This is a genomic window from Advenella incenata, from assembly GCF_004217095.1.
Classification (GTDB): Bacteria; Pseudomonadota; Gammaproteobacteria; order Burkholderiales; family Burkholderiaceae_B; genus Advenella; species Advenella incenata.
Genome location: NZ_SHKO01000002.1, coordinates 686,464 through 711,678 on the forward strand (window position 1 = coordinate 686,464; position 25,215 = coordinate 711,678).

The window sequence follows — 25,215 nt, forward strand, 5'->3', positions numbered from 1 at the left end:
GCGGGTGCGCTGCGGGCTCTTGCACTCCAGTTCCTGCAAATAAAAAGTGCTTGACTTAGAGCGCACTCTAACTTCTACCATTACGCCATGGAATCCTATCTGACCATCGACGAAGTCGCCAAGCGCACGGGCCTGACGGCCTACACCTTGCGCTACTACGAGCGCATCGGCCTGATTGCTTCAATCGCCCGAACAACGGGCGGGCAACGGCGCTATGCGGCATCGGACATGGCCTGGATTGAATTTCTGCTACGGTTGCGGACGACGAATATGCCAATCGGCAAGATGCAGACGTTCGCAAGACTGCGTGGCGTTGGGGACTCTACGGTATCGGATCGTCGCCAGATGCTGGAAGAACACTTGACAGACGTTCTTTCGGAAATCGAGGCATTGCGCCAATCGGCAGATGCTTTGCAGGCAAAAATCGACTATTACCGCTCACTTGAGCATCCCTCGGCGCCGGATTCACCCTCTGATGAAGGACATGGTAATGAAGAACGAAAGCCGCTACGAACGAGGTCTCGCAAAGCTGCGGGAGATTGATGGGAAGGCCGGTGAGCACGTCCTGGAAAGTCTCGATGGGATTGCCCCGGACTTTGCGCGATATCTGATCGAATTCCCCTTCGGGGATATTTATAGCCGGCCTGGTCTGGACCTCAAAAGCCGGGAGATTGCGGTCGTGGCCGCGCTTACCGCGCTGGGCAATGCAGCGCCTCAGCTCAAGGTGCATATTCAGGCCGCACTCAATGTGGGCGTGACAAGGACGGAAATTGTCGAAACCATTATGCAGATGGCAGTCTACGCCGGATTTCCTGCAGCGCTCAATGGACTGGCAGTCGCAAAGGAAGTGTTTGCACAGGAAGCCGAGCAATGAAGCCGATAGTGGTTCATACTGCCCTTGCCATGGGCTTGGGCAAGAACTGCGTGAATGTCAGGCTTAATGAATCTGGCATGCCTGCCGCTTCAGCAACTGAACATATAAGGGGCTGGCGCCGTACTCTGGATATAATGGTCCGTTCCTTACCTCATCCATTTTCGGCAGTGCGCGAACAATGAAATCTAAAAACGCGAATGATTGACTTATGCAAAAACGTTTGACGCCTTCCATCACTGCTTTACAGTGTTTTGAAGCGGTAGCGCGACATATGAGCTTTACGCGTGCCGCCGAAGAAATGCACTTGACGCAAAGTGCGGTCAGCAAGCAGATCGCACAGCTCGAATCAATCCTGAAACACCCATTGTTTCGCCGCGTCAGACAGCGCTTACAGTTGACGCCTGCCGGACTGCTGTATCAGTCTGAAGTCAAAGAAATACTGACACGAATTGATATGTCCTCACGCTATATCCTCTCTTATGGCAGCGAAACCGAGGTTCTGACGATCGGTACGCAGCCGACGTTCGGCGCGCGCTGGCTCATACCACGCCTGAATCGGTTCATGAAAGAAAATCCGAGTATTCATATCAAGGTACAAAGCGAGCTCAAGCCATTTGATCTCGTGCAGGCCAATATTGATATCGCTTTTTTTTACGGACGGGGAACATTGCCCGGGGCGGAATGCAAGGAGATGTTCGAAGCGGGGATGGTACCGGTGTGCCATCCTGATCTGATGCCGCAAGAAGGTATCGGCGAACTGGCCAGTCTGGCAGATATGAGTCTGATTCAATGCGCGTCGCGTCCGGAGGCATGGCACGATTGGTTTTTTCATCAGAATTTTCATACAAACAGTAGCTATAACGGCCCCAGATTCGACACGTTCTATATGTGCATGAGGGCAGCGCAGGCCGGTTGCGGCATTGCCATGGTACCGCGCTTGCTGGTTGACGAAGAATTGCGTGATGGCAAATTGATTATTCCCTGGCATTATGAACAGCCCAGTGATGGATCGTACTTTGTTGCCTATTCGGAGCACTCTGCAGAAGTGCCGAAAATCAAAGCCTTTGTGGCATTTGTCCAATCAGAGGTCGCCAGTGGCCTGTAAGTGCAAGCGCACGGGTTCATGAAAAAAAGGAATGATGGGGTCATATTTTTTCATTTGGCTGACACTATCGAACGTGCTTTAATGGCTGTCTTTGTTGCTTGCCTTCCGGGTTGACCCGGGGAAACGGCACCCGGTCAGCGCGGTCAAAGCACCCAAAGGGTTTGCACCTGCTGTTCCGGATATTCTCACCTTTGTAATCCCGGTGTCCTGCATACCGTGTGAGTGAGATTTCAGAAGTCATAACAGCAGAGAAGCATATGAAGAACGTTGATCGCTACTATTCCATATCCGACTTTGAAAAGAAAGCCAGGAAACGTTTGCCTCGTTGCGTGGCGGGTTACGTGTGTGGCGGCACCGAGGATGAAGCCTCTTTATCCGAGAGTCTGTCTGTCATGAAGCGCATCGGGTTCAGGCATCGAGGCCTGCAGCCGGTCGAGCAGCGTTCGAGCGAGATATCCATTTTCGGGCATACCTATGCAATGCCCGTGGGATTTGCTCCTACAGGCTTTTCCGCTATCGTGATGCATGAATGTGATCTGGCGCTTGCCACAGTGGCAATGCAGGCCCGGATTCCGTTTGTGATCAGCGGAGCGTCGAACGTGCCGCTGGAACAATTGCAACAGGCCACCGGGAATCGGTGCTGGTATCAGGCATATCTTCCTGGTGATACTCCGCGTATCGACAAACTGCTGACACGGTTGAAGCGGGCACAAATTCCGGTGCTAGTTGTGACCGTCGACACCTGCGTTGCCGGCAATCGCGAGAACATCAAGCGACTGGATTTTACCGTGCCCTTCAAGATAAGTCCCAGACTGATCCTGGACGGGATATTGCATCCGCAATGGAGTGTGAATGTTTTCATGCGAACGCTGATCAAAAGCGGTGTTCCCAGATTCTCCAATCTTTACGAGGAAATTGGCCCGCCCATTACGGAAGATCCGCCTAACGGATTTCGTGGCGGCCGCGATAAGCTGTCCTGGGAGCACATACGCTGGATACGGGAAAACTGGGATGGCAAGCTGGTGCTCAAAGGCGTGATGCATCCGGAAGATGCCCGGGCGGCAGTAGCGGCAGGTGTTGACGGGCTGATTGTATCGAACCACGGCGGAAGGCAATTGGACGGATCTATCTCACCGTTGCAGGCGTTGCCTGATATTGTCGATGCTGTTTCAGGCACGATGCCGGTCATGATCGATGGTGGATTCAGACGTGGTGCCGACGTACTTAAGGCAGTTGCGCTGGGCGCCAGTATGGTATTTACGGGCAGGCCACAGTTATACGGAGCAGCCGTGGCTGGTACAACAGGCATTCGTAAAGTGGTCGATATTTTTCTTTCTGAAATTGATACCAATATGGCTTTGCTAGGCTGCAGCCGTCTGCCAGAGCTGACATCCGATTGCCTGCAGAAGATCGATGCCCCACGGCTATAACGATTGTGATCAAACGCTAAATAGAGCACGAAAATAATACGGCCCCGGCGCTGTCGGGCGATGATACTTTATTGGATGGAACCATGAAGAAATTACAACACCAACTCACGCACCTGGCTGCCATATTGGGACTGTTGGCCGCGCCATTGTCCTATGCGGCGGACGCTGCGACTAATTATCCGACCAAACCTGTCAAGCTGGTTGTCGGCTACGCGCCAGGTGGCACGACGGATATCAGCGCGCGATTAATGGCCGATATGCTTTCCAAAGAACTGGGTCAGCCGTTCATCGTGGAAAACAAGCCCGGTGCAAACAGTAATATTGGGGCCGAGTATGTTGCAAAGTCCAAGGCTGACGGCTATACGCTGCTGGTTGGGTCAATTTCAACTGCAATTAATGCCTCCCTGTATTCCAAGCTGGGGTATGACCCATTGAAGGATTTTGCAGCGGTCGGACTGCTCAATATTGTGCCCAATATCATGGCCGTCAATCCCAAGGTGCCGGTCAAGACAGTAAAAGAGTATATTGAATATGCGAAAAAGAACCCCGATGCGCTGACGTGTGCCTCGCCGGGTAACGGCTCCTCTGCTCATCTTGGTTGCGAATTGTTCAAAATCAAGTCAGGCATTTCCATTCTGCATGTACCCTATCGTGGAAGTGGCCCTGCAGTAGCCGATCTGCTGGGCGGGCAGGTGTCTTCCATTTTTGATAATCTGCCGCCTTTACTGCCCCATGTCCGCTCAGGCAAATTGACGGGACTGGCGGTCACGACAGCCGAGCGCGTGCCATTTGCTCCTGACATTCCTACGATCGCCGAGTCTGGAGTCGAGGGCTTTGACGTGGCTGCCTGGTTCGGTGTGTTCGCACCGGCAGAAACGCCACCTGCGATTATCGAGAAAGTGAATGTGGCGCTCAATAAGGCGCTTGCTGACCCGGCATTGATTAAAAATTACAGCGCGAATGGCTTTTTGATGCCTACAGCGCCCAACACAACGGCTTCGTTCAGGGCATTTGTCGAGAGCGAAGTGAGCAAATGGGGCGAGGTCGTCAAGGCGACAAACCTGAAAATAGACTAAAGGGATTGGGCTGGCGGTTTCGCTGAGATATTCCAGAAGAGCCGAAAAAGACGCAGTTGCAAGGCTAAGTGCCCGGCTTCTGCGTCTTTTGTTTATATAGTTACATCCAAGTTCGTTTTTTGAATCGTCTGCAACGATTAAGAAAAATGCATTCGCTTAATGCAACGCTACATTCGCAATAACTCCTTGGCGTAGTGGGATGAGTCGTTGCGGCTCCTTGCCGTACTCCCGGTTGCGATGAGCGGGTAATTCACAGATATTCACCTGCCAAATAGAGAATACAAGGGATTACCCTGTAAAAAACGACCTGAATATCCATTGCTACGTAGGAAAAATACACATATACTTGTATACAGGTATACAAAAAGGAAGAAAGATGGTCGTTTATCTGGAACACGCTTTTGATCCCCTTTGGGTCAAGGTTGCTAATGCCTTGCGAGATCAAATCCTGCAGGGTCACATTAAGCACGGAGAGTTGCTTTCCGAAAACAAGCTTGCCAGTGAGTTCGATGTAAGCCGAACCCCGGTACGGGAAGCGTTGCGTCTGCTCATGGAAGAGGGCTTGGTCGAAATGCTGGCCGGGCGCAAGGTCAGAGTGATTATCCCACGCCTGGAAGATATCACCGAAATCTACCAAATACGCTGGATCCTGGAGTCAGCAGCATTGCATGAGTTGGGTCAAAATCCCGTGCTCGCCAAGAAAGTGTCGGGGGAGCTCAGAGTATGTCTTGAGCAGGCGCGTCAGGCACTGGATAACAAGAACGTCATGCAATTGGCGACAGCGAACGAAAAATTCCATGGAGTGCTTATTTCTGCTCTAAGGAATCAGCGCATCAGCGCGCAATTTAAGACGATACACAATTTGATTACGCTGTATCGACGACAAACTTTGGAAAGTGACAGTTGGGCAGTGACAGGCGATGAGGAGCATATCCAATTAGTGCAATTCATTGAGCAAGGTGCCATTGATCAGGCATTGGATCTGCTCAAACGGCACTTGTGCGAAGCCAAGAAAGTATTGCGGGAGTATTTGGAGCAATAACTTGCAAACATAAAAAAATCAAGGAGACAAGCCATGATTAGACTAAGACATAGTATGGGAATACTTCTGGCGACACTGTTGGTTCAGACGCCAGCCTGGAGCGAGGAGTTTCCAAAACGTCCCGTGACATTTCTTGTGCCTTTCCCTGCAGGGACAGCAACTGATGTGATTGCACGAATCGTTGGCAACGAACTTAGCAATAAATGGGGACAAAGCGTTGTTGTGGATAACCGGCCGGGAGCCGGTGGCAATATCGGCAGCGAATCAGCCGCCAAGGCGAAGGCCGATGGATATACGGTTCTGTGGGCTACGGTGGCCAACTCCATAAGCACGACACTGTATAAAAATCTCCAATACAACTTTCGTGACGATTTTGATGCGGTAACTTTAGTGACAAAGCTGCCGCTAGTCTTGGTCACTAACCAGAGCCGCAACTATGGAACGGTACCGGACATGGTCGAGTTCTCCAAAGGGCATAAGGAAGCGCTAACTTTTGGCTCGGGCGGTGTGGGCACGAGTAATCACCTGGCTGGTGAGATGTTGAATGCGCTAAGTGGGACCGAGATGGTGCATGTTCCTTATAAGGGAACGCCCAATGCCTATTCTGATTTGATTGCTGATCGAATATCGGTAATGTTCGACAATATTGTACCTGCGATGGTGCAGATCAAGACCGGCAAGCTTAAGCCACTGGCTGTGGCCAGCCTTGATCGCAGTCCTCAGTTGCCCAATGTGCCGACCATGAATGAATCGGGCTACCCGGGCTTTGAGGCTGTGTCGTGGCTGGCGATGGTGGTACCTCACGGAACGCCCGTGGATATCGTTGAAAAAATCAATCGAGATGCTGTAGCGGTTCTTAACGATCCCAAAGTGCAGGAAAAAATGACTACTTTTGGGGCTGAGGCCGAACCGGGTACGCCTGCCGAGCTCGATGCCTTTATTGACAATGAAATTACAAAGTGGGCAAAGGTCATCAAGCAGGCAAATGTGACGGTTCAGTAGCTACAGTCGCCTTGTTATTAGCCAGAATTTAATTAAAAAACAATGAGAGATGAGGTTTGTATGAGTATCAAGGATGTTCAAGAAGATTATGTCGAACCCGCCAAGCGGATCCCCACGTTGATGCAGGTTGACGTAGTGGTGGTCGGTGGCGGTACGACCGGCCCCTTTGCTGCCATCAGTGCGGCACGGCAGGGTAAAACGGTCGCACTGATAGAAAGGTTTGGATCGCTCGGTGGAAATCTTACCTTGGGGTTAAATACCAAACCTTCGGGGGCGCTCATAGGAGGACTGCCTCTGGAAGTGTGGAATCTGGCCCGTACTGAAGGGGGTGCGGGTGACGATTACATGGCACTAACCAAGACCGGAGGCATGAAAATAGCCTCGCCGTGCGATCCGGAGATAATGAAAATACTGCTCACACGATTGTGTGTTGATGCCGGGGTACAGATTCTGTTCGAGACTTTCGTTTCTGCACCGATCATCAATGGAGATGCCGTTGAAGGGGTAGTTATTGAAAGTAAGGCAGGTCGCCAATGCATACGGTCCAAGATCGTGATTGACTGCTCGGCCGATGCGGACATGGCTTATAAAGCGGGTGCGCCATTTGTAATGGGCTCCGGCGGTAAAGAAGAAAAAATGCAGCCAGTCTCAATGTACTTCACAATGTCAAATGTAGACTTGCGCCGCCTGGCTCAGTGGGCTAAGACAACAGACGATGTACCGGCGCAGGCTATTCCTGATACTGATGAGGGTCTGGAGTATGGACTTTGGCTGACGGGTTTTAACAAATTACTGAAGAAATTCCAGGACGAAGAAGGCATTGTCCTTCAGCGCGACAATATTACGCTGAAGACGGCCAACGGTGTCTTGTATGTTAACGGTACACGCGTGCTGGGTGTCGATGTGTTTTCGCCTAAGGAATTTAGTGATGCGCTGATCGAATGCTATCGGCAGATTGAAGGCGTAGCCAAGTTTCTGAAAGATAGAATTCCAGGGTTTGAACAGGCTGGCATCGGACAGATTGCACCGGTCCTTGGCGTGAGGGAAACGCGTCACATCCAAGGCGAATACACGCTGACCGGGAAAGATTCTATTGAAGGCACGCGCTTTGAGGACAGCATCGCAGCAGACGTATCCGCTCTGGATATCCACGACCCCAAAGGCGGAGACGTCGACTTCCAGGGGATGAAGCCTTACGAAATTCCATACCGAAGTCTGATCCCGTTAGGTATCGAGCAGTTGCTGGTGGCGGGCCGGGCGATCTCGGCCGACCATGATGCACATGCCCGCTCCAGAAATATGCCGGCATGTATGGCGATGGGCCAGGCGGCGGGGATTGCGGCATCGGTGGCGATTGATGATGGCGTGTCGGTTCGTAAAGTGGATGTAACCAAGGTCCAATCGATCTTGTCGAAGATGGACATGCCGTTGCATGCTGAAGATGTCGTGCAATAAGGGGGCGCCTATCAATGACGAGCCATGTCGACTACTATTTCAGTGTCGCCAGTCCGTGGACGTATCTTGGCCATGAGCGGTTCAGTAAGCTGGCCGAGAGACATGATCTTGATGTGTCTTTTCGGCCGGTGGATTTTACGCGTGTACTTCATGCGTCGGGGGGCTTGCTGTATCAACATCGCTCCGAGCAGCGCAGACGGTATCGGCAGGTAGAGCTGGACCGCTGGCGCCATTATCTGGATATTGCGCTGACGCTTGAGCCTGCGTATTATCCCGTAGACAGGACGCCAGCCGGTTTGTTGATGGTAGCTTGCAGACATTTGCCTCAGCAAACACGCTTTGGTTTACTGCAAGCGATCCTAGCGTCAATTTGGCGTGACAACCTTGATATTTCAAATTGGCAAGTGCTAACCAGTTTGCTAAACAATGAGGGCCTTGATGCCGATGCTATTCTTGCTGAGACCCGGCAACCAGCATGCCAGCATCTACTGGAGCGACACACGGACGATGCCATAGAGGCAGGCGTATTTGGTGTCCCGAGTTATGTGCTTGAAGAAGAAATTTTTTGGGGGCAGGATAGGCTCGATTTGCTGGCGCGTGCGTTAGAAGCAGGGTAAGTATGTGCGCACATGTTTGCTCGGACGACATGTTGTTGCTGCGAGTTCATATCTAACCATATCAGCCCCGATTTTTCTGGTATTACCCCTGCAATTCCATTCAGTGAAATTGCACTTGTAATTGTCAGTCAGGTGGAAGGTAGAATCCTTGAATAATTAGACGACAATGACAAGGAGACAACAATGAAGGTGAATGATAAGCGTAGAGCAATGCTGATTCAAGGCGCGGCGGCAATGGCCGGCCTGCCTTTCGCTGCACGGGTACTTGCCGCCACGCCTGAGGCAGGCAGCTATCCTGAAAAACCGATAAAGATCGTGGTGCCATTTGCGCCCGGTGGCCCGACTGATTTGATGGCCCGGGCGATTTCCAGGCCCATGAGCGAGAGCTTGGGGCAGACCATTGTGGTCATCAATAAGCCGGGCGGCACTGGTGTGATTGCGTTGAGCGAAGTGCGCAACGCACCTGCCGATGGTTATACCCTGGCTTTTCCCTCTATCCAGGCCGTGACGACGCCGGCGCTGCGTTCTGATTTCCCATTTGATATGACCACTGACTTTACCGGCGTCTCTGTGGTGGGTTATATCTCGCATCTGTTGGTGATCAATGTAAAAACGCCGGTAAACACCTTGGGCGAATTCATTGACATGGTCAAGGCCAAGCCCTCTGCCTATTTCTATGGCTCTTCGGGCAATGGATCGTCTGGGCATCTGGCAATGGAAATGCTCAAGGACCGGGCGGGTATCGCACTGGAGCACACGCCGTATAAGGGCGCTGCTCCCGCTATCCAGGACCTTCTGTCGGGCAGGATCCACGCCATTTTCCTGGATACCACGGTTGCCTTGCCCTTGTTGAAAGACAATAAAATCAAGGCGTTGGCCGTGCCTACGGCAAAACGGTCACCAGTGGTGCCCGATGTGCCCACGATTGCCGAGCAAGGTTTTCCCGGATTTGAGATTCATCCCTGGTATGGCTTGCTGGCCCGGGCTGGAACTGATCCGGCCATCATCAGCAAGCTGAATGAGCATGTAAAAAAAGCGCTGGCCGACACCCGAGTGGCAGAGACATTTAAATCGATGGGTATCGAGTCGGGCGGCAATAGTGTAGAGGAGTTCAATCAAGTCATCAGGGAAGATCTGAAAACCTGGGATGGTATTGCCAAAAAGCTTAATCTGAAAATTCAATAGACCTATTATGCACATCATCATTCCTGAAGATTACCAAGATTGCGTTCGTGATCTGGACTGTTTCACGAAACTACAATCGCATGAAGTGACTGTCTACAATGACAGTTGTAAAGATCCGGATGAACTGGTGCGACGTTTTGCGCAAGCCGATGCGCTGGTGCTGACCAGGGAAAGAACGGTGTTGACAGAAGATATGCTCAGGCAGTTGCCCCGGTTAAAGCTCATCAGTCAAATAGGCAAGGTGGCAGGGCACATTGATCTTGCGGCCTGCCGTCGCCTGGACATCGCTGTGGCTCAGGGAGCCGGGTCAGGCACCGCGACCGCAGAACTTACCTGGGCGTTGATTCTGGCCAGCCGCCGGCATATCGTGGCCGAGGCCAATCGTCTTAAGCAGGGCTTGTGGCAGGGAAGTCTTGGTCAGAAATTACAGGGCCACAGGTTGGGCATATGGAGCTATGGCAGAATCGGCGAGCAGGTTGCGCGATATGGTCGTGCCTTCGGCATGAATGTCTGGGTGTGGGGCAGGTCGGGATCGACGGATAAAGCCCGATCCGACGGTTTTGAAGTGGCGTCATCCCGGGAAGACTTTTTTGCACAAAGCGATATCGTTTCCCTGCATATCCGTCTTAATGATGAGACGCAGGGCATTGTAAAAGAAGCCGATCTGGCCAGAATGGGTGCCCACGCGTTGATCGTCAACACCAGCAGGGCAGAGCTGATTGAAACCGGCGCGCTGCAGAATGCGCTGGCTAACGGCGCTCCCGGCTTTGCAGCCGTTGACGTCTATGAGGAGGAACCGGCTACCGCCTCGCCGCTGCTTGATATGCCAAATGTATTATGCACCCCGCACCTGGGGTATGTAGAACGAGATAATTACGAAAGTTATTTCGCAACTGCGTTTGATAATATCAATCACTTTTTTGCGGGCGAACCAACCAACCTGGTGTGAGTGCACGCAAACTTTCGGATTGGTCTCAGGATTTGCCTTAGGCATTCTACGGATAATCCGTCTTTCCTTGAATGCCTTGATACGCCAGAATGACTCTCGTACAAACCAACGGGAGATAAATATGGCATCAACACATTCATTAGATACGCGAGCCAATCTTGTCTCGGTATCTCGCAAAGGTTGGACCACGGTGGTGCTTGCGTTTGCGACTTATGCAACACCAATATCGGCGCTGGCCAACGGGGCCATTTCACCCGGGCAGACGTTTCAGTTGGCGCTCGAAGCCCAGACCGCAGGTCATTATGAGCAGATGCTGACGTTATTGCGATCCGCAGGAGAGGCCGATCATTTGGCGGCGCAGGAAATGCTTGGCATGGCGCTTTTGGTTGGACCAACGCTTTATGGCGATGCGGTTAAAGCGGATCGGTGCGAGGCCGGGCAATGGATTGGGCGGGCGCTTGCCCAGGGAAGCGAAGTGGCACGGTATCAATGGGCGTTTCTTGGACGGGTGCGGCAAGTGCCGCCGGGAGATCGGCCTTGTGATTCCGCTGCCGGATAATCGGGCAGGAAAAAGCGGGCATAGGCGCCTGGATTTTAATATCGATAAGACTGACGCTTCGTCTAGCGCGACCCGGTTTGAAGGACAGTCCAGAATGGAGCGGCCAAAGCTTGTGCTTCGTGCCCCAGTAGCGGCTTCTGTGCGTGACTGACGACAGCCAGCGGCGCTGTGGAATCATATTTTCGGTCAGGTTTATGCGGAGATTGCCAGATGTAATCACCGCAGTTTTTGCGGTGATTATGTGGCGTTCTCATGTGATCGTCAATTTTTGATGGTTATGCCATGACCAGACGATCGAGATTGGCTACTGCTGGGGGAAACGAGGTTGCATAACGAGTTTATTGAATATCGGTATGACAAGAATCAATCGCTAGCTGAGCCAGCCAATAATCATCCCGCCTGATCAGGCCAGGCCGCCATGGCCGTTTGCACCACTTTTTCCAGTACTGCGCGCGGCACGCCGTCCCGCATCTGAATGGCAAGGCCGTTCATCAGCGTTGCATAAAAACTGGCCAGCGCAGCCGTGTCAACGGTGTCCGACAATTCCTTTTCGGCCTGGGCCTTGCGCAAACGCTGATGCACGGCTTCGTAGTTGCCCTGGCGCAGTCCCTTCAGAAAATCATCGACCTCGCGGTGTTCCTCGGCACAATTGGTGGCACCCAGCACCACCAGGCAGCCGTGGGTTTTGTTCGTGTTTGCAACTGGCCCCAGCGCCTCATGCAGCATGATTTCAATTGCCTTGCGTGCTGTTGGTTGCTCGCGCAGGGCACGGGCGGTCGCACTGCCGTCATGTGTGACGTAGTACTGCACCGTTTCCTTAAATAATCCTTCCTTGTTGCCGAATGCGTTGTACAGGCTGGGCGCAGGAATACCCATGGCCGCAGTCAGATCGGCCATGGACGTGCCTTCGTAGCCGTGAGCCTGAAACAGCTGCATGGCGGCGCGCAGCACAGCATCTCTGTCGAAGGAGCGAGGTCGGCCTCTGGTTACCATAACTAAATTATATAACGATTACTCAAAAAATATGTTGACGGCGTGTGACACTTCAATTTAGGATTATATAACGATCATTCAAAAAGGAAATTGATATGTTGCAGCTTACAGGAAAAACAGCCCTGGTCACCGGCGGCTCCCGTGGTATTGGCGCAGCCATTGTGCGTCACCTGGCAAAGGAGGGCGCGAATGTTGCCTTTACCTATTCCAGCTCGAGCGAGGCGGCGCAAAAATTGGTCGCAGAGATTGAATCGCTGAAAAGCACCTCTGGCGAGGCGTCCCCAGCCGCGCCTGTAACGCTGGCCTTGCAAGTGGACAGCCTTGACCCCATCGCAGTGCAAGAGGCTGTTTCTACGGTCTTTAAGCATTTCGGCAAGCTGGATATTCTGGTCAATAACGCGGGAATCTTTGAATTGAAGCCAACTGGGGAATTCACGCTGGACGATTACGAACGCCAGATGGGCGTGAATGCCCGTGCAGTCTTTGCCGCCATTCAGCGCGCCGCGCAGGTCATGACCGACGGTGGGCGCATCATCAATATCGGCAGCAGCCTGGCCGAACGGGTACCCAGCCCGGATATGTCGCTCTATGCCATGAGCAAGGCGGCAGTGTGGGGGCTGACCAAAGGCGCCGCGCGCGACCTGGGGCCGCGTGGCATCACGGTCAACATTATCCAGCCGGGTTCGACCGACACCGACATGAACCCGGCCAACAGCCCGCATGCTGACGGTCAACGCAGCCTGCGCGCCATCTCCAGTTACAACACACCGGACGAGATTGCCGCCATGGCTGTGTATCTGGCCAGCGATGCGGCACGCTCGATTACCGGCGCCAGCCTGTTGATTGATGGCGGCGCAAATGTCTAAGATTCAAGAGCAACAAACCATGCCTGTGATTGTCTACTTCCTGGCGCTCGCTGTTTTTGCCCTGACCACCTCCGAGTTCATGGTGGCGGGCATGATGCCTTCGCTTGCACAGGCGCTGAATGTTTCGGTTCCTGAAGTTGGCTATCTGATTTCCTATTACGCGGCGGGCATGGTCATTGGCGGGCCGGTCTTGATGCTGGCGCTGCTGAACGTGCCGCGCAAGCGTGCACTGCTTGTACTTATCGGGGTCTATACGATTGGACAGTCGGTTGCTGCTGCGGCAACCACATATGAAATCATGGTCGTGGGGCGCATATTGTGCGGCGTTGCTGCATCGGCCTGTTTCGGCCTGGCGCTGGCAATTTGCGCCCAAATGGTTGCGCCCGGCAAGGTGGCCCGCTCGGCCGCTATCGTTATCAGCGGCCTGATGTTTGCAACTGTGTTCGGCGTGCCGGCAGCCACTGCGCTGGAACAGGCGTTCGGCTGGCGCTTCGTATTCTGGCTGGTGGCCGCAATGACGGCAGCATCGGGCGTCTTGCTTGCCTTTACGTTACCAGCCTCGCGAATTGAACAGCGCACCAGTGCGCTGGCAGAATTGGTCTCGCTCAATAATGGCCGCCTATGGGCCGCATACGGCACCAGCGCTTTGATTATTGGTGCAACCTTTGCCGCGTTCAGCTATTTTTCCCCTATTCTGCTCAACGTGAGTGGGTATGACGCTTCAACCATTCCCTTGTTGCTCATGCTTTATGGTGCAGCAACCGTTATTGGCAATTTCATTGTGGGACGACTTGCCGATCGTCATGCTATGCAGGTTCTGTTCTGGGGCCAGATTGTCCTGACAGCAGCGCTCATTGCATTCGCGCTTTTCGGACAACTGCAGCCTGTCGCTCTGGGCGCCCTGATACTGATCGGGCTGACTGGTGTTGCACTGAACCCGGCCATGGTGGCACGCGTGATCAAGACCGCAAATGCAAGCCCGCTGGTGAATACCGTCCACGCTTCTGTGATTAATATCGGCTTGTTTGCGGGCTCGGCGCTGGGTGGATTGGGCATCAGCCTGGACTTTGGCATGCGTGCCCCGCTGTGGGTAGGTGCGGCGCTGGCGGTGGTCGGAGTGCTGAGTGTGGTGCCATTGGTGCTGAAAGAAAAGGCTGGTAGGCAGACCGTGAAAGTGGCGGGTGCGTTGCAGTCGGAGTGTGCATAGACAGTACCATTGTCTGGCTAATGAACGCAGACCTACATCTCCCGCTTTGCATCCAGCAGCAATGAAAACCGGCCGCTTGGATGCAAAGTGATGCTGATCTCCACCACTTCGTCGTTATTGTCTATATACCGTCTAATCACTTTCAGGGCCGGGGCAGGAGAGGGCGCTTGCAGCACGGCCTCCAGCGCTTCCGGCAAAAGGATAGAGTCTATCTCCTGACTCACCGCCTTGAGCGTCACGTTAAATTCTTCCTCCAGTATTGCGCTGACCAATACATCCGGCTTTGCTTTGACCCTGTCGGCCAGTAATGCCAGATCAAGACCGGTTAACACAACATAAATATCGGTCCACCCGATCGGCAATTTGTCCCCGGCCTTGCCATAGCGCATTGTGGATATTTTCAATGCATGCAGCCCCGGCTCCAGCCCCAGCGTTGCGGCCAGTTGTTTGTCCAGCACAATCTGTTCTATCGCCTGCACCACTTTTTTATTCTCATTGCTAAACTGCACCAGATCGTTGATTGAGTCAAGCCGGTGCAGATACATGTTTTGCGGCAGCGCAGATTCTACGCGTGTGCCCAGTTTTTTGGTGCGACTGACAAATCCCTGGCGAGCCAGTTCCGCAATGGCCGATCTGATGGTTTGCCGGCTTGCACTGTACATAGCCGATAGCTCGAATTCCGTCGGCAACAGACTGCCAATTCCGTATTTTCCGGAGGCAATGTCGTCTTTCAGGCTCAGCGCAATTTCGTTGTATTTGGTCAGTTTTTTCATGCTGGAAATTATACGGGCAATTCACCAGATGAGGGTTATTACCGATATTTAATATGTACGTACATAATATATTATATTAATATGTTCGTACATAATGGAAATGACCTCATGCTGTCTGCCTCTGCATCCACTGTTTTTGATTCCCTGCTGTTTCGCGATACGTTTGGTACACCCGCCATGCGCAATGTGTTCTCGGATGCCAGCCTTATCCGCAAGTACATTACAGTTGAAATAGCCCTGGCAAAGGCCCAATCGCGCCTGAATGTGATTCCGGCAACGGCCGCGGCCGAAATCGAGGGCCAAATAAAGTTTGAGCAACTCGATTTTGAACGACTTAAGCACGAAACGGAAAATGTGGGCTATCCCATACTGCCGCTGGTGACCCAGCTTGCAGAGCAATGCGAAGAAGCGGGCAAGTACATCCACTGGGGAGCGACCACCCAGGACATTATGGATACCGCTAATGCGCTGCAGATCAAGGAGGCGCTGGCTTTGGTGGAGGCGGATATTCGCGCGCTCAGGAAAATCCTGCAAGAATTGGCATCAACGTATAAAGACACCCCGATGGCAGGGCGCACGCACTTGCAACAGGCGCTTCCCATTACGTTCGGCTATAAGTGTGCGATCTGGCTAGGCATGTTTGACCGGCACGAGCAGCGTTTGCGCGAACTGAAACCGCGTGTAGAGGTTGGCCAGCTTGCCGGGGCTGCCGGTACGCTTGCTTCGCTCGGCGATATGGGTCTGGAGGTGCAGGCTGAAATGATGCGGGAGCTTGGCCTGGGCATCCCGGTAACAACCTGGCATGTGGCACGAGACAATTTTGCAGAAGCGCTTAATTTTCTTGCCCTGGTCACTGGCTCTTTGGGCAAGATCGCCCTGGACATCATGCTGATGGCATCGACCGAGTATGCAGAAGTGTATGAGCCCTTTGTTAAAGGACGCGGGGCAAGCAGCACCATGCCGCAGAAAAGAAACCCGATTTCAAGTGAAATTATGCTGGCCTGCGCCAAGGGTGTGCGACAGCATGCCGGGCTGATGCTCGATGCCATGGTCCAGGATTTTGAACGGGCTACCGGCCCCTGGCATGCAGAGTGGATCGCCATTCCTGAGAGCTTTTTGCTGACGGCAAGTGCGCTTGCCCAGGCCCGTTTCGCGCTGGGCGGGTTGGAAGTGGATGCGGCGCAAATGCAGAAGAACCTGGGTATTTCCAAAGGCCTGATCGTGGCCGAGTCAGTCATGATGGCCTTGGCTGCCCATGTAGGAAAACACCAGGCCCATGAGGTTGTGTACGACGCCTGCCGCAAGGTCAACAGCGGCAGCCAGACGCTGGCCGACGTACTCATGCAAACACCGGCCGTCACGCAGCACTTATCTGACGAGCAAATCCAGGCATTGACCAACCCCGCCAATTACCTGGGCAAGGCACCGGAAATGGTCGCCCAAGCCCTGAACGCTTCAGCACGTATCTGAATGCCAACTAGGAATCCTTTATGAAAACTACCTATCTATTAATCACAACTGTGGCAGCATTGACTTGCGCCAACCCCTCTTTTGCCCAGTCCTATCCGGAGCGGCCAGTAACGTGGATTGTCCCCTTTGCCGCAGGCGGCCCGACCGATGGCATGGCGCGGATGGTTGCTGCTGAAGTATCAAAAGAGCTGAAGCAGCCCATCGTGGTTGAGAACGTCGGTGGTGCCGGCGGGCAAATTGGTGCAGCGAAGGCCTCGAACGCCAAGCCGGACGGTTATACCTTTTTGGTGGGCCATTTCGGTTATATGGCCGCAGCCCCTTCGTTGTACAAAACAATGAAGTATGACCCTATCAAGGATTTTGACGCGGTCTTTCGCTTTCCCGACACGCCACTGGTGTTGCTGGTTGGCGCGGGTTCGAAATACAAGACGGTGGACGAGATGATCGCGTTTGCCAAGGCCAACCCGGGCAAGATCAATTTTGGCAATGCCGGTGTTGGCTCCAGCTCTCACCTGGTGGCCGAATTGTTTGCCGCCAAGGCAAAAATCAAGATCATGCAGATTTCGTACAAGGGAGCGGGGCCCGCGCTGAACGATGTGATGGGTGGGCAGGTTGACGCCATGTTCGATCAAACCAATACCGCCTTGCCCCAGACCAAAGGAGACAAGATCCGGGCGCTGGCTTTGACTGCCTCGCGAATCATGCCGCAATTTCCCAATGTGCCCACAATTTCAAGCACGATGCCGGGTCTTGAAGCGTCAACCTGGTATGGTATTTATGCACCAAAGGGCACGCCGCGCGCCATGATCGATACCACGTATAAGGCCTATCAGAAGGTCATGCAGAACAAGGCCTTCACCGACAAAATGGAACAACAGGGAATCTTCCTGTTGCCAGAGGACGATTACGCGCCGGATGCGTTCCAGAAGTTCACCCAGTCGGAAATCGGCAAATGGGCAGACGTTATCAAGCAAGCCGGCATCGAGCCTCAGTAAAAAAATGAATACCATACGCCTGGAAGACCTGGAAAAAAGTATTGCCAGCGCATTGCAATATGTCAGTCATCATCATCCGCCTGACTACGTTCGTGCCCTGAAGCAGGCCTATATTGAAGAAGACAACCGCTATGCAAAAAACGCCATTTTGCAGATTCTGATCAATAGCAAGCTGAGTGCGTCGGCCAGGCGGCCGATCTGCCAGGACACGGGTATTGCACATGTATTCCTGCAAATCGGCATGGATGTGCGTTTTTCATCCGACGCGCAGCCCATGCCGTCATTGCAGGAAGTGGCCGACAATGCGGTTATTGCAGCTTACACCCACCCAGACAATCCCTTGCGGGCGACCACGGTGGGCGAGCCGCTGGGTGCGCGCAAAAATACGGGCAATAACGCGCCGGCAGTGCTGCATATCACCATGTGTCGGGGCGACGCCTTGCGCGTTACCGTGAGCGCCAAGGGGGGCGGGGGCGACGTCAAGGCCCGGTTTGCCATGTTGAACCCGAACGAATCCGTAGAGGACTGGGTGCTGGAACAAATGCCGACACTGGGCGCGGGCTGGTGCCCGCCCGGCGTATTGGGCATTGGCCTGGGCGGCAGCCCTGAGCAGGCGATGCAAATGGCCAAGGAGTCGCTGCACCAGCCCATTGATATTCAGCAACTGAAGCACAAGAGCACGCTTGATGATTACGAACGCTTGCGGCTCTCGCTATACGAGCGTATCAATAACGAACTGAATATCGGTGCCCAGGGGTTAGGTGGCAAGTCCACGGTGCTGGATATCAAACTGCGCCATGCACCGTGCCATGCCGCCATGCTTCCCGTTGCCATTGTTCCCAATTGCGCCGCCACTCGCTATATGACATTTGAATTGGATGGAAGCGGGGCGGCGTGTCTGCCGGTTCATGACGAAAGCCTGTGGGCGGATATTCCGGATACGGTCAATGTCGCCGAGTCTATTGCTGTCAATCTGGATACGCTGACCAAAGAAGAGGTGAGAAGCTGGAGGGCAGGGGACATGTTGCTGCTATCGGGCAAAATGCTCACGGCGCGCGATGCTGCGCATAAACGTATTGCGAATTTGCTGCATCACAACCAGCCTCTGCCTGTGTCATTGAGCGGGCGTGCTGTTTACTATGTGGGGCCCGTAGATGCCACCGGCGATGAAGTGGTGGGACCGGCCGGCCCGACGACGTCCAACCGCATGGATGCCTATCTGGAAGACTTCATCGAAAAGGCGGGGCTGCTCATTTCAATTGGCAAGGCCGAACGTAGCAGGCAGGCCATTGACGTGATCAAAAAGACTGGCACTGCTTATTTGAGCGCGGTAGGCGGCGCAGCGTACCTGATCGCCAAAACCATTACACGTTCTCGTGTTGTTGCTTTCGAGGACCTTGGCATGGAAGCCATTTATGAGTTTGAAGTCCGCGACTTTCCGGCGACGGTTGCCATAGATAGTACGGGCGATTATATACACAAGGGGGTTGTGCCGATTATTCCGATGATCCAAGAGTAAGTTGCCGAAGAGAAACACACGTTATGCACTTGAAGATCAGGAGCTTGATTGATTTCTGTACTTGGCCTCAAGGCGATCAAGCACTTCGCTCGCATCTTTTTCATCACCGCTTTGCATGCCAGTGGCGATAGAGTGGCGATTTTTGCCATGTTGCTCATGGTCTTACGATTGCGCCATACCGGCATGGCTGTTACGCGGGCGTGGCCCCCAGTTCGCTGGCTTTGGCCTTGGTCTGCTTGCGGATCAGGGAGATCAGGGCCATGCTGGCTGGCGTCTGAACGTGCCTGTCCATAAACAGCAGGCCATGGGTACGGATGGGTGTCGGCCCCTCTAGCGGAATGACGCGCAGGGGCTTATTATGTTCCGCCACGGCGCTAGGCGCGGCGATAAAGCCGACGTTGTCACGCATAACCAGGCCCAGCATGGCCGGGATCGTATTCATTTCGGCAACAATATTGGGTTGGGCGCCAGCGGCGTTAAAACACTCATCAAGCAGGCGGCGCGTTGAAAAGCTTGATGGTAATAAAACCAGCGATTCTCGATGCAGCTCAGCAATACGCAAGCGCTTGCGCTTGGCCAGCGGATGGGTCTTTGCCACGATCAGGGCCAGCTCCTCATTAAACAACGGCTCAAAGCGTATCTCCTTTTGCAGTTCAGGGCGATAGCCGATACCCACATCCAGTTGTTCTGCCTTCAGGCCATCCGTGATGGCGTCCCCCGATAATTCCTCAATGACGATCTTGACCGTCGGATTGTGCTTCAGAAACAGGGCAATGCAGTCTGGCAGGAACCCCAGGTTGAATGTATGTGTTGTGCCTATACGCACCGTACCGGTCATGGGGGCAACCGTTTGCTTTAACTCACTCAGGCCCTGGTCAATGACAGTCAGGGCGCGAGCAGCATAGATCAGGAACGATTCACCAGCTTCGGTCAGTACCACGCGCTTGCTACTGCGATCGAACAAATGCTGGCCAATTTCTTCCTCCAACTGGCGGATCTGGTGCGACAGCGTGGACTGGGTCACATGAACGCGTTCAGCCGCACGCGTGAAGTTCAGCGAGCTTGCCAGGGCGATGAAATATCGTAAGTGTCTGAGTTCCATAGGTATTCTATCTATCGATAACATCGATCATATCAGACGAAAACAATCATTTCTATCTTTTCATCAGGTCAGCTAGACTTGATCGTGCAATAAGTCATATACCAATAATCAATACAGTGCGAAAAGCACTACACAGGACGAGACAATGATAAATTTTTTTAAGAATGCGCGAGATAGTCGCGCTGTGCGACGCCTGCTTGTCACACTGGTTTGTGTGCCCTTGTTATGTGCGGTGGCCACAGCCCAGTCCGAGGAATACCCCTCCAAAGCGGTACGCATGGTCGTGCCATTTGGCCCGGGCACAACGACCGACACGATTGCCAGGCTGGTTTCCGACAGAATGTCCAAAGCACTGGGGCAGTCGATCATTATCGAGAACAAGGCCGGTGCGGGCGGAACGATCGGGACCGCGCAGGTGAGCCGAAGTGCGCCAGATGGCTATACGATCATCATGGGTACGGTAGGCACGCACGCGATCAACAAAGAACTGTACTCAAAGCGTGGCTACGATCCCGAGAAGGATTTCGAGCCCATCGCTTTTGTTGGACAAACCCCTACCATTCTGGTGGTAGGTGGAAAATCTCCGTATCACTCGGTCGAAGATCTGGGAAAGGCAGCGGCAACGCCTCCGGGGATAACGTTTTCTTCGGCGGGCAGTGGTACGTCGGGACATCTTGCCGGTGAATTGCTGAAAGACCGGTTGGGCGGCACGATGCTGCATGTGCCCTACAAGGAAGGGAGTATGGCTTTGCAGGATGTGATGTCCGGACAAGTGCAGTTCATGTTCTATCACCCCGCCGCGGTATTGTCACATGTGAAGGCAGGCAAGTTGCGCGCTATTGGCGTCTCAAGCAGCCAGCGCAGCAGCGCAGCCCCTGATGTAGCCAGTATTGCAGAGCAGACCAAAAGCGAGTTCGATCTGGTGGCGTGGTTCATGATGTACGCTCCGGCAGGTACGCCAGCGCCGGTCATGGCCAAGCTGAAAGAGGCCGCTGACGTAGCGCTGGCTGATCCCGATCTGGCGGCAAAGCTCAAGACACAGGGCGTTGAGCCAGGCGGAGAGTCAACCCGGGATTTGGCCAGGTTCGAAGCGGCTGAAATCGACAAGTGGGCTGAGCTGGTGAAAAAATCCGGTGCAAAGGTCAACTGACGTGATGCAAACGTTCATATATACCGCGCAGCCAGTACGAGTGGTATTTGGTACGGATGCCTGGAGCACGCTGAAGGATGAGGCCGGTCTGCTTGGTGTTCGCAAAGTACTGGTGCTCTGCACTCCGCGTCAGCGTGCGCTGGCGCACCAGGCTGTGGATGCGCTTGCCGAGCGCGGCGTCGGTATCTATGACCAGGCAGTCATGCATGTGCCCGTTGCCACAGTACGCAATGCGCAGGAGGCCGTGCGCAGGGAGAATGCCGATTGTATTGTGGCACTGGGTGGCGGTTCTACCATAGGACTAGCCAAGGCATTGGCTATTGAAAGTGGCCTGCCCATACTGGCAGTGCCTAGCACCTATTCGGGATCGGAGATGACCAGCATTTATGGCATCACCGCGGATGGTTTAAAGAAAACCGGTAAAGATGCGCGAGCATTACCGCGCACCGTCATCTACGATCCATCGCTTACCTTGAAGTTGCCTTTTGATATTTCTGTCGTGAGCGGCATGAATGCCATTGCACATGCCGCAGAAGGACTGTATGCCCAAGAGGGAAATCCGGTGCTGGCACTAATGGCAGAAGAGGGCATACGCGCCATGTCTAACGGTTTGCGTCAACTCGGTCAGAACGCCAACTCGCTTGCCGCGCGGTCTGAATGCCTGTACGGCGCCTGGCTTTGCGGCATGGTGCTTGCCGGTGCGGGCATGGCTTTGCATCACAAGCTTTGCCATACCGTGGCCGGCAGCTTTGATCTGCCGCATGCGCAGACCCACTCCATTATCTTGCCGCATGCGATGGCCTACAACGCGAGTGCTGCACCAGAGGCCATGCAACGGATAGCCCGCGCCCTTGGTCAGGAAACGGTTCCCGCTGCCCGTGCCTTGTACGATCTGGCCCAGTCGCTTGGCGTGTCAATGGCATTGCAAGACATCGGGATGCGTGAGAGTGATCTGGACAGGGCGGCCGATATCGCAATTGCCACACCGTATTGGAACCCTCGTCCTATAGCGCATCACGGCATACGCATGTTGCTTCAAGCTGCATTTGAAGGGTATCGGCCCACATAAGCGGTTCTGTTCGAGACATCGATCACGATGAATTTTTCAACAAGCTCTAATTTATTCAATGCATTCATCCGGTTATAGGTGCGTACCTGCATGCGTAACTGCGTGAATGCTTCTCATTGGAACGTTATGAAAATCGGTAAAGAAACCATTCCTCACTCAGCCATCTGTACATCTAACAGCGAGACCATTGTCGTTAGAGGCAAAGATCTTGCGGTCGAACTGATCGGCAATATGTCTTTCACAGACTATTTTCACTTGCTGGTGACAGGGCAGCCACCTACCCCGGCAGCAACAGCGGTATTAAATGCCACATTGGTGGCCATTGCGGAACACGGCCTGGTCCCTAGCGTGCAGGCCAGTCGCATGACACTGGCGGCAGCGCCCGACGCCTTGCAGGGCGCGGTCGCGGCAGGCATCCTGGGTTGCGGTTCGGTCATTCTGGGAGCCTCTGAAACCAGCGGTATTTTTCTTGAGGAGATTCGTGTACGTGCCGGCGACGGGAAAGACTATGTTGAAGCAGCCAGGCAAGTGGTCGGCGAGTACCGTGCCGCCAGACGCGCCATACCCGGTTACGGGCACCCCCTGCATAAAGCGCGTGATCCGCGCGTGACCGCGCTGTTTGCAGTCGCCGAGCGCGCCGCGGCGGATATGACTTATGTGCACATTGCTGATGCGGTAGAAAAAGTGATCCCAGAGGTTGTCGGCAAGCCTCTTATGCTCAATGTATCTGCAGCCATTCCAGCCGTACTGCTGGGCGTAGGTTTTCCCATGACTGCCTTGCGAGGCGTGCCGATTCTTGCTCGTACTGCGGGTCTTATCGGCCATCTGACAGAGGAGTTCCAAAAACCCATCGGCTTTGCCTTGTCGTATCAGGCGACACGCAATTACGTCTACGACGGTGAGTTGCCCGACAACTTTACCCCCGATCACGCCGAGACCCCCTGATGGAGTTTTATCATGATTAAAGTACTTAATGGCATCCGTGTACTGGAGCAAGGTACGTTCATTACGGGTCCCGCAGCGGGCATGCTGTTGGGAGACCTGGGGGCCGATGTGATCAAGATTGAGCAGCCGGGTACGGGCGATCCGTTTCGCGCCTTTAAAGGCGGCCTGTACAGCCCGCACTTTCAGACATATAACCGGAACAAGCGCAGTGTCACACTCAATACCAAGGACGCCGCCGATCTGGCCACTTTCGATGAACTGATTAGTACAGCAGATGTATATATTCAGAACTTTCGGCCGGGCGCGGCCGAACGGCTAAATGTAGGTGAAGAGCGGCTGCGTAAAATCAACCCGAGGCTGATCTACTGCTCAATTAGTGGGTTCGGACCAACCGGCCCGGCAGCAGGACGGCCTGCCTATGATTCGGTAGCGCAAGCCGCCAGTGGCTTCCTGGGGCTGCTGATCAACCCAGAGAACCCCCGCGTTGTAGGTCCGGCGCTGGCCGATTCCATTACTGGTTTCTACGCCGCATACGGCATTCTAGGCGCCTTGCATGAGCGCAATAGCACGGGAGTGGGTCGCAAAGTAGAGGTGTCCATGCTGGAAGCCATGAGTCACTTCAACCTGGATGCTTTTACGCATTATTATTCGGCGGGCGAAATCATGGGGCCCTATAGCCGCCCGAGCGTATCCCAGTCTTATGTCTTGAAATGCGCCGACCAAAAGTGGATCGCCCTGCATATGTCCTCGCCCGAGAAATTCTGGCAAGGCCTGGCAAGAGCGATTGAACAACCCTTGCTCTTTGACGATCCGCGCTTTTCCGACCGTAACGGACGTATCCAGAATCAGGAAGCACTGATCCAGATTCTGGGGGGGATCTTCGTGAAGCACTCACGCGATGAGTGGTGCCGCCGCCTGGAGTCTGAAGATGTGCCGCATGCGCCCATGTACGACACCAGCGAGGCGCTGGAAGATCCGCAGGCCCGGCATCTGCAAATCCTGGTTTCTGCCAGACACAAGACTATGGGTGACTTTCATACTGTGCGTCCGCCGGTTTCGTTCGATGGGCAAAGAAGCACCGAGGTTATACCGCCGCCTGTACTGGGCGAGCACAATGAAGAGGTGCTGAGTTCATTAACTACAGCCCCGACAACGCCTCGTTAATCACCGCAAGCCCGGCAGGACTGTAATCCAGCGTCAGTGCCTGCTGGCGTCCTGCGTCATCCATCTTGAGCAATGACTTCTGAATGATGCTCACGATTTTCTTTTCATTTTCCAGCCGGAATGCTTCGAACTGATATTGCAGAAAGACCAGGCACAAGGCATTTTCCATGACCTGTACATCGGCATCCTGCTTGATACCGCGTTTGAGAACAATCGCTTTTACCCGCTCGATCGTTGGAGCATCGTATGCTAATTCACTTAGCATACGCGCTGCCATGTCGGCATGGTGCTGGGCCAGGGCCTTGCGCCAGGTCAGGTAACCATTACGTCCTTCCGGATACTCACGGCGGGGGATCTGCCAGCGACCGATATGCTGGCAGCGCGCGGCCAGTTGCAGGGGTTCGGACGCATTTGGGGCCAGTTTTTGGACCCACTCGGTCAGTTTCGTGGCCAGGAACAACTCACGTGGCCAGTCTTTCCCCTGCCAGTTGAAAATATTGGGGTCGGTTCTGTTGACAGCATCAAAGGCGCTGTAAGCCTGGTCCAGCCTGCAAGAGGAAGTCATTGTCTTGTCTTTGGAGGTTGCTTGTTAATGAGTATGGATTTGACCACATTGATGATCATAACGCCAACGGTGTCGGCCAGGGAGCAAGCAAATACGTTGCATA

General features: G+C 53.8%; 25 protein-coding genes. 21 read left to right on the forward strand and 4 right to left on the reverse strand.

What is annotated here, in order from left to right; translation table 11 throughout:
• Positions 1–87: 87 nt before the first annotated feature.
• The 12 genes from EV681_RS14385 (at position 88) to EV681_RS14440 (ending at position 11,294) form a co-directional block, all read left to right on the forward strand.
• Positions 88–543, forward strand: coding sequence for a MerR family transcriptional regulator (locus tag EV681_RS14385; protein ID WP_128392823.1), 456 nt, complete (start codon positions 88–90; stop codon positions 541–543).
• On the forward strand, positions 491–874 hold the full coding sequence (locus EV681_RS14390; protein WP_128392822.1) for a carboxymuconolactone decarboxylase family protein: 384 nt from the start codon (positions 491–493) through the stop codon (positions 872–874). Before EV681_RS14385 ends, EV681_RS14390 begins: the two co-directional genes overlap by 53 nt.
• 208 nt (positions 875–1,082) lie before the next feature.
• Positions 1,083–1,979, forward strand: a complete 897-nt coding sequence (locus EV681_RS14395) for a LysR substrate-binding domain-containing protein (protein WP_130304358.1) — start codon at positions 1,083–1,085, stop codon at positions 1,977–1,979.
• A 257-nt stretch (positions 1,980–2,236) separates the two neighbouring features.
• On the forward strand, positions 2,237–3,409 hold the full coding sequence (locus tag EV681_RS14400) for an alpha-hydroxy acid oxidase (protein WP_130304359.1): 1,173 nt from the start codon (positions 2,237–2,239) through the stop codon (positions 3,407–3,409).
• An 83-nt stretch (positions 3,410–3,492) separates the two neighbouring features.
• Positions 3,493–4,485 (forward strand): Bug family tripartite tricarboxylate transporter substrate binding protein, encoded by a 993-nt coding sequence (locus EV681_RS14405; protein WP_128392819.1) that lies wholly within the window; start codon positions 3,493–3,495, stop codon positions 4,483–4,485.
• Positions 4,486–4,861: 376 nt separating this feature from the next.
• On the forward strand, positions 4,862–5,527 hold the full coding sequence (locus EV681_RS14410) for a GntR family transcriptional regulator (protein ID WP_128392818.1): 666 nt from the start codon (positions 4,862–4,864) through the stop codon (positions 5,525–5,527).
• A 33-nt stretch (positions 5,528–5,560) separates the two neighbouring features.
• Entirely contained in the window at positions 5,561–6,529 is a 969-nt protein-coding gene (locus EV681_RS14415; protein ID WP_128392817.1) for a Bug family tripartite tricarboxylate transporter substrate binding protein, read from the forward strand.
• A gap of 60 nt (positions 6,530–6,589) precedes the next feature.
• Positions 6,590–7,984: an FAD-dependent oxidoreductase gene (locus EV681_RS14420; RefSeq protein WP_128392816.1), complete on the forward strand. Its 1,395-nt coding sequence runs from the start codon at positions 6,590–6,592 to the stop codon at positions 7,982–7,984.
• A 14-nt stretch (positions 7,985–7,998) separates the two neighbouring features.
• Positions 7,999–8,601, forward strand: a complete 603-nt coding sequence (locus EV681_RS14425) for a 2-hydroxychromene-2-carboxylate isomerase (RefSeq protein ID WP_128392815.1) — start codon at positions 7,999–8,001, stop codon at positions 8,599–8,601.
• A gap of 183 nt (positions 8,602–8,784) precedes the next feature.
• Entirely contained in the window at positions 8,785–9,786 is a 1,002-nt protein-coding gene (locus EV681_RS14430; RefSeq protein WP_242612266.1) for a Bug family tripartite tricarboxylate transporter substrate binding protein, read from the forward strand.
• Between the two features lie 7 nt (positions 9,787–9,793).
• A complete protein-coding gene (locus EV681_RS14435; RefSeq protein WP_128392814.1) occupies positions 9,794–10,735 on the forward strand; it encodes a D-2-hydroxyacid dehydrogenase family protein in 942 nt (313 codons plus the stop codon).
• A 121-nt stretch (positions 10,736–10,856) separates the two neighbouring features.
• A complete protein-coding gene (locus EV681_RS14440; protein WP_128392813.1) occupies positions 10,857–11,294 on the forward strand; it encodes an SEL1-like repeat protein in 438 nt (145 codons plus the stop codon).
• A 390-nt stretch (positions 11,295–11,684) separates the two neighbouring features.
• Here the strand turns inward: EV681_RS14440 and EV681_RS14445 are convergent, their stop codons facing one another.
• Positions 11,685–12,230: a TetR/AcrR family transcriptional regulator gene (locus EV681_RS14445; RefSeq protein ID WP_207227075.1), complete on the reverse strand. Its 546-nt coding sequence runs from the start codon at positions 12,228–12,230 to the stop codon at positions 11,685–11,687.
• 152 nt (positions 12,231–12,382) lie between these two features.
• Between EV681_RS14445 and EV681_RS14450 the strand changes: the two genes are divergently transcribed.
• Both EV681_RS14450 and EV681_RS14455 read left to right on the forward strand, forming a co-directional pair.
• Entirely contained in the window at positions 12,383–13,153 is a 771-nt protein-coding gene (locus tag EV681_RS14450; protein ID WP_130304361.1) for an SDR family NAD(P)-dependent oxidoreductase, read from the forward strand.
• Positions 13,146–14,360 carry an MFS transporter gene (locus EV681_RS14455; protein ID WP_341273442.1) on the forward strand — a complete coding sequence of 405 codons (1,215 nt, stop codon included), beginning with the start codon at positions 13,146–13,148 and terminating at the stop codon, positions 14,358–14,360. The genes EV681_RS14450 and EV681_RS14455 overlap by 8 nt, the downstream gene beginning before the upstream one ends.
• A gap of 32 nt (positions 14,361–14,392) precedes the next feature.
• On the opposite strand, the gene EV681_RS14460 is transcribed toward EV681_RS14455, so the two are convergent.
• Complete coding sequence (locus EV681_RS14460) at positions 14,393–15,133, reverse strand: GntR family transcriptional regulator (protein WP_128392810.1); 741 nt, start codon at positions 15,131–15,133, stop codon at positions 14,393–14,395.
• Between the two features lie 108 nt (positions 15,134–15,241).
• Here EV681_RS14460 and purB point away from each other — a divergent pair, with 108 nt between their 5' ends.
• Genes purB through EV681_RS14475 form a run of 3 tightly spaced genes read left to right on the forward strand, consistent with a single transcriptional unit; the run spans position 15,242 to position 19,117 of the window.
• Positions 15,242–16,603 (forward strand): adenylosuccinate lyase, encoded by a 1,362-nt coding sequence (gene purB / locus EV681_RS14465; protein WP_130304362.1) that lies wholly within the window; start codon positions 15,242–15,244, stop codon positions 16,601–16,603.
• Positions 16,604–16,623: 20 nt separating this feature from the next.
• Positions 16,624–17,598 (forward strand): Bug family tripartite tricarboxylate transporter substrate binding protein, encoded by a 975-nt coding sequence (locus tag EV681_RS14470; RefSeq protein WP_130304363.1) that lies wholly within the window; start codon positions 16,624–16,626, stop codon positions 17,596–17,598.
• A 4-nt stretch (positions 17,599–17,602) separates the two neighbouring features.
• Positions 17,603–19,117, forward strand: a complete 1,515-nt coding sequence (locus EV681_RS14475) for a fumarate hydratase (protein ID WP_130304364.1) — start codon at positions 17,603–17,605, stop codon at positions 19,115–19,117.
• A gap of 190 nt (positions 19,118–19,307) precedes the next feature.
• Here the strand turns inward: EV681_RS14475 and EV681_RS14480 are convergent, their stop codons facing one another.
• Positions 19,308–20,219, reverse strand: a complete 912-nt coding sequence (locus tag EV681_RS14480; RefSeq protein ID WP_128392806.1) for a LysR substrate-binding domain-containing protein — start codon at positions 20,217–20,219, stop codon at positions 19,308–19,310.
• A 145-nt stretch (positions 20,220–20,364) separates the two neighbouring features.
• Here EV681_RS14480 and EV681_RS14485 point away from each other — a divergent pair, with 145 nt between their 5' ends.
• The 4 genes from EV681_RS14485 to EV681_RS14500 all read left to right on the forward strand — a co-directional run bounded on the left by EV681_RS14485 (position 20,365) and on the right by EV681_RS14500 (position 24,547).
• Positions 20,365–21,369, forward strand: a complete 1,005-nt coding sequence (locus tag EV681_RS14485) for a Bug family tripartite tricarboxylate transporter substrate binding protein (RefSeq protein ID WP_128392805.1) — start codon at positions 20,365–20,367, stop codon at positions 21,367–21,369.
• A 4-nt stretch (positions 21,370–21,373) separates the two neighbouring features.
• Positions 21,374–22,438, forward strand: coding sequence for a maleylacetate reductase (locus EV681_RS14490; RefSeq protein ID WP_130304365.1), 1,065 nt, complete (start codon positions 21,374–21,376; stop codon positions 22,436–22,438).
• 126 nt (positions 22,439–22,564) lie between these two features.
• On the forward strand, positions 22,565–23,383 hold the full coding sequence (locus EV681_RS14495) for a citryl-CoA lyase (RefSeq protein WP_128392803.1): 819 nt from the start codon (positions 22,565–22,567) through the stop codon (positions 23,381–23,383).
• A gap of 12 nt (positions 23,384–23,395) precedes the next feature.
• On the forward strand, positions 23,396–24,547 hold the full coding sequence (locus EV681_RS14500) for a CaiB/BaiF CoA transferase family protein (protein ID WP_128392802.1): 1,152 nt from the start codon (positions 23,396–23,398) through the stop codon (positions 24,545–24,547).
• Here the strand turns inward: EV681_RS14500 and EV681_RS14505 are convergent.
• Positions 24,522–25,112 carry a DUF4202 domain-containing protein gene (locus tag EV681_RS14505; protein WP_130304366.1) on the reverse strand — a complete coding sequence of 197 codons (591 nt, stop codon included), beginning with the start codon at positions 25,110–25,112 and terminating at the stop codon, positions 24,522–24,524. The two genes, EV681_RS14500 and EV681_RS14505, sit on opposite strands and share 26 nt — an antisense overlap.
• Between the last annotated feature and the right edge of the window lie 103 nt (positions 25,113–25,215).

What these genes read in the sequence shown, in the direction of transcription:
- EV681_RS14385 (WP_128392823.1), top strand. Translation starts at nt 88, where the DNA reads ATGGAATCCTATCTGACCATCGACGAAGTCGCCAAGCGCACGGGCCTG.
- EV681_RS14390 (WP_128392822.1), top strand. Translation starts at nt 491, where the DNA reads ATGAAGAACGAAAGCCGCTACGAACGAGGTCTCGCAAAGCTGCGGGAG.
- EV681_RS14395 (WP_130304358.1), top strand. Translation starts at nt 1,083, where the DNA reads ATGCAAAAACGTTTGACGCCTTCCATCACTGCTTTACAGTGTTTTGAA.
- EV681_RS14400 (WP_130304359.1), top strand. Translation starts at nt 2,237, where the DNA reads ATGAAGAACGTTGATCGCTACTATTCCATATCCGACTTTGAAAAGAAA.
- EV681_RS14405 (WP_128392819.1), top strand. Translation starts at nt 3,493, where the DNA reads ATGAAGAAATTACAACACCAACTCACGCACCTGGCTGCCATATTGGGA.
- EV681_RS14410 (WP_128392818.1), top strand. Translation starts at nt 4,862, where the DNA reads ATGGTCGTTTATCTGGAACACGCTTTTGATCCCCTTTGGGTCAAGGTT.
- EV681_RS14415 (WP_128392817.1), top strand. Translation starts at nt 5,561, where the DNA reads ATGATTAGACTAAGACATAGTATGGGAATACTTCTGGCGACACTGTTG.
- EV681_RS14420 (WP_128392816.1), top strand. Translation starts at nt 6,590, where the DNA reads ATGAGTATCAAGGATGTTCAAGAAGATTATGTCGAACCCGCCAAGCGG.
- EV681_RS14425 (WP_128392815.1), top strand. Translation starts at nt 7,999, where the DNA reads ATGACGAGCCATGTCGACTACTATTTCAGTGTCGCCAGTCCGTGGACG.
- EV681_RS14430 (WP_242612266.1), top strand. Translation starts at nt 8,785, where the DNA reads ATGAAGGTGAATGATAAGCGTAGAGCAATGCTGATTCAAGGCGCGGCG.
- EV681_RS14435 (WP_128392814.1), top strand. Translation starts at nt 9,794, where the DNA reads ATGCACATCATCATTCCTGAAGATTACCAAGATTGCGTTCGTGATCTG.
- EV681_RS14440 (WP_128392813.1), top strand. Translation starts at nt 10,857, where the DNA reads ATGGCATCAACACATTCATTAGATACGCGAGCCAATCTTGTCTCGGTA.
- EV681_RS14445 (WP_207227075.1), bottom strand. Translation starts at nt 12,230, where the DNA reads ATGCAGCTGTTTCAGGCTCACGGCTACGAAGGCACGTCCATGGCCGAT.
- EV681_RS14450 (WP_130304361.1), top strand. Translation starts at nt 12,383, where the DNA reads ATGTTGCAGCTTACAGGAAAAACAGCCCTGGTCACCGGCGGCTCCCGT.
- EV681_RS14455 (WP_341273442.1), top strand. Translation starts at nt 13,146, where the DNA reads ATGTCTAAGATTCAAGAGCAACAAACCATGCCTGTGATTGTCTACTTC.
- EV681_RS14460 (WP_128392810.1), bottom strand. Translation starts at nt 15,133, where the DNA reads ATGAAAAAACTGACCAAATACAACGAAATTGCGCTGAGCCTGAAAGAC.
- purB (WP_130304362.1), top strand. Translation starts at nt 15,242, where the DNA reads ATGCTGTCTGCCTCTGCATCCACTGTTTTTGATTCCCTGCTGTTTCGC.
- EV681_RS14470 (WP_130304363.1), top strand. Translation starts at nt 16,624, where the DNA reads ATGAAAACTACCTATCTATTAATCACAACTGTGGCAGCATTGACTTGC.
- EV681_RS14475 (WP_130304364.1), top strand. Translation starts at nt 17,603, where the DNA reads ATGAATACCATACGCCTGGAAGACCTGGAAAAAAGTATTGCCAGCGCA.
- EV681_RS14480 (WP_128392806.1), bottom strand. Translation starts at nt 20,219, where the DNA reads ATGGAACTCAGACACTTACGATATTTCATCGCCCTGGCAAGCTCGCTG.
- EV681_RS14485 (WP_128392805.1), top strand. Translation starts at nt 20,365, where the DNA reads ATGATAAATTTTTTTAAGAATGCGCGAGATAGTCGCGCTGTGCGACGC.
- EV681_RS14490 (WP_130304365.1), top strand. Translation starts at nt 21,374, where the DNA reads ATGCAAACGTTCATATATACCGCGCAGCCAGTACGAGTGGTATTTGGT.
- EV681_RS14495 (WP_128392803.1), top strand. Translation starts at nt 22,565, where the DNA reads ATGAAAATCGGTAAAGAAACCATTCCTCACTCAGCCATCTGTACATCT.
- EV681_RS14500 (WP_128392802.1), top strand. Translation starts at nt 23,396, where the DNA reads ATGATTAAAGTACTTAATGGCATCCGTGTACTGGAGCAAGGTACGTTC.
- EV681_RS14505 (WP_130304366.1), bottom strand. Translation starts at nt 25,112, where the DNA reads ATGACTTCCTCTTGCAGGCTGGACCAGGCTTACAGCGCCTTTGATGCT.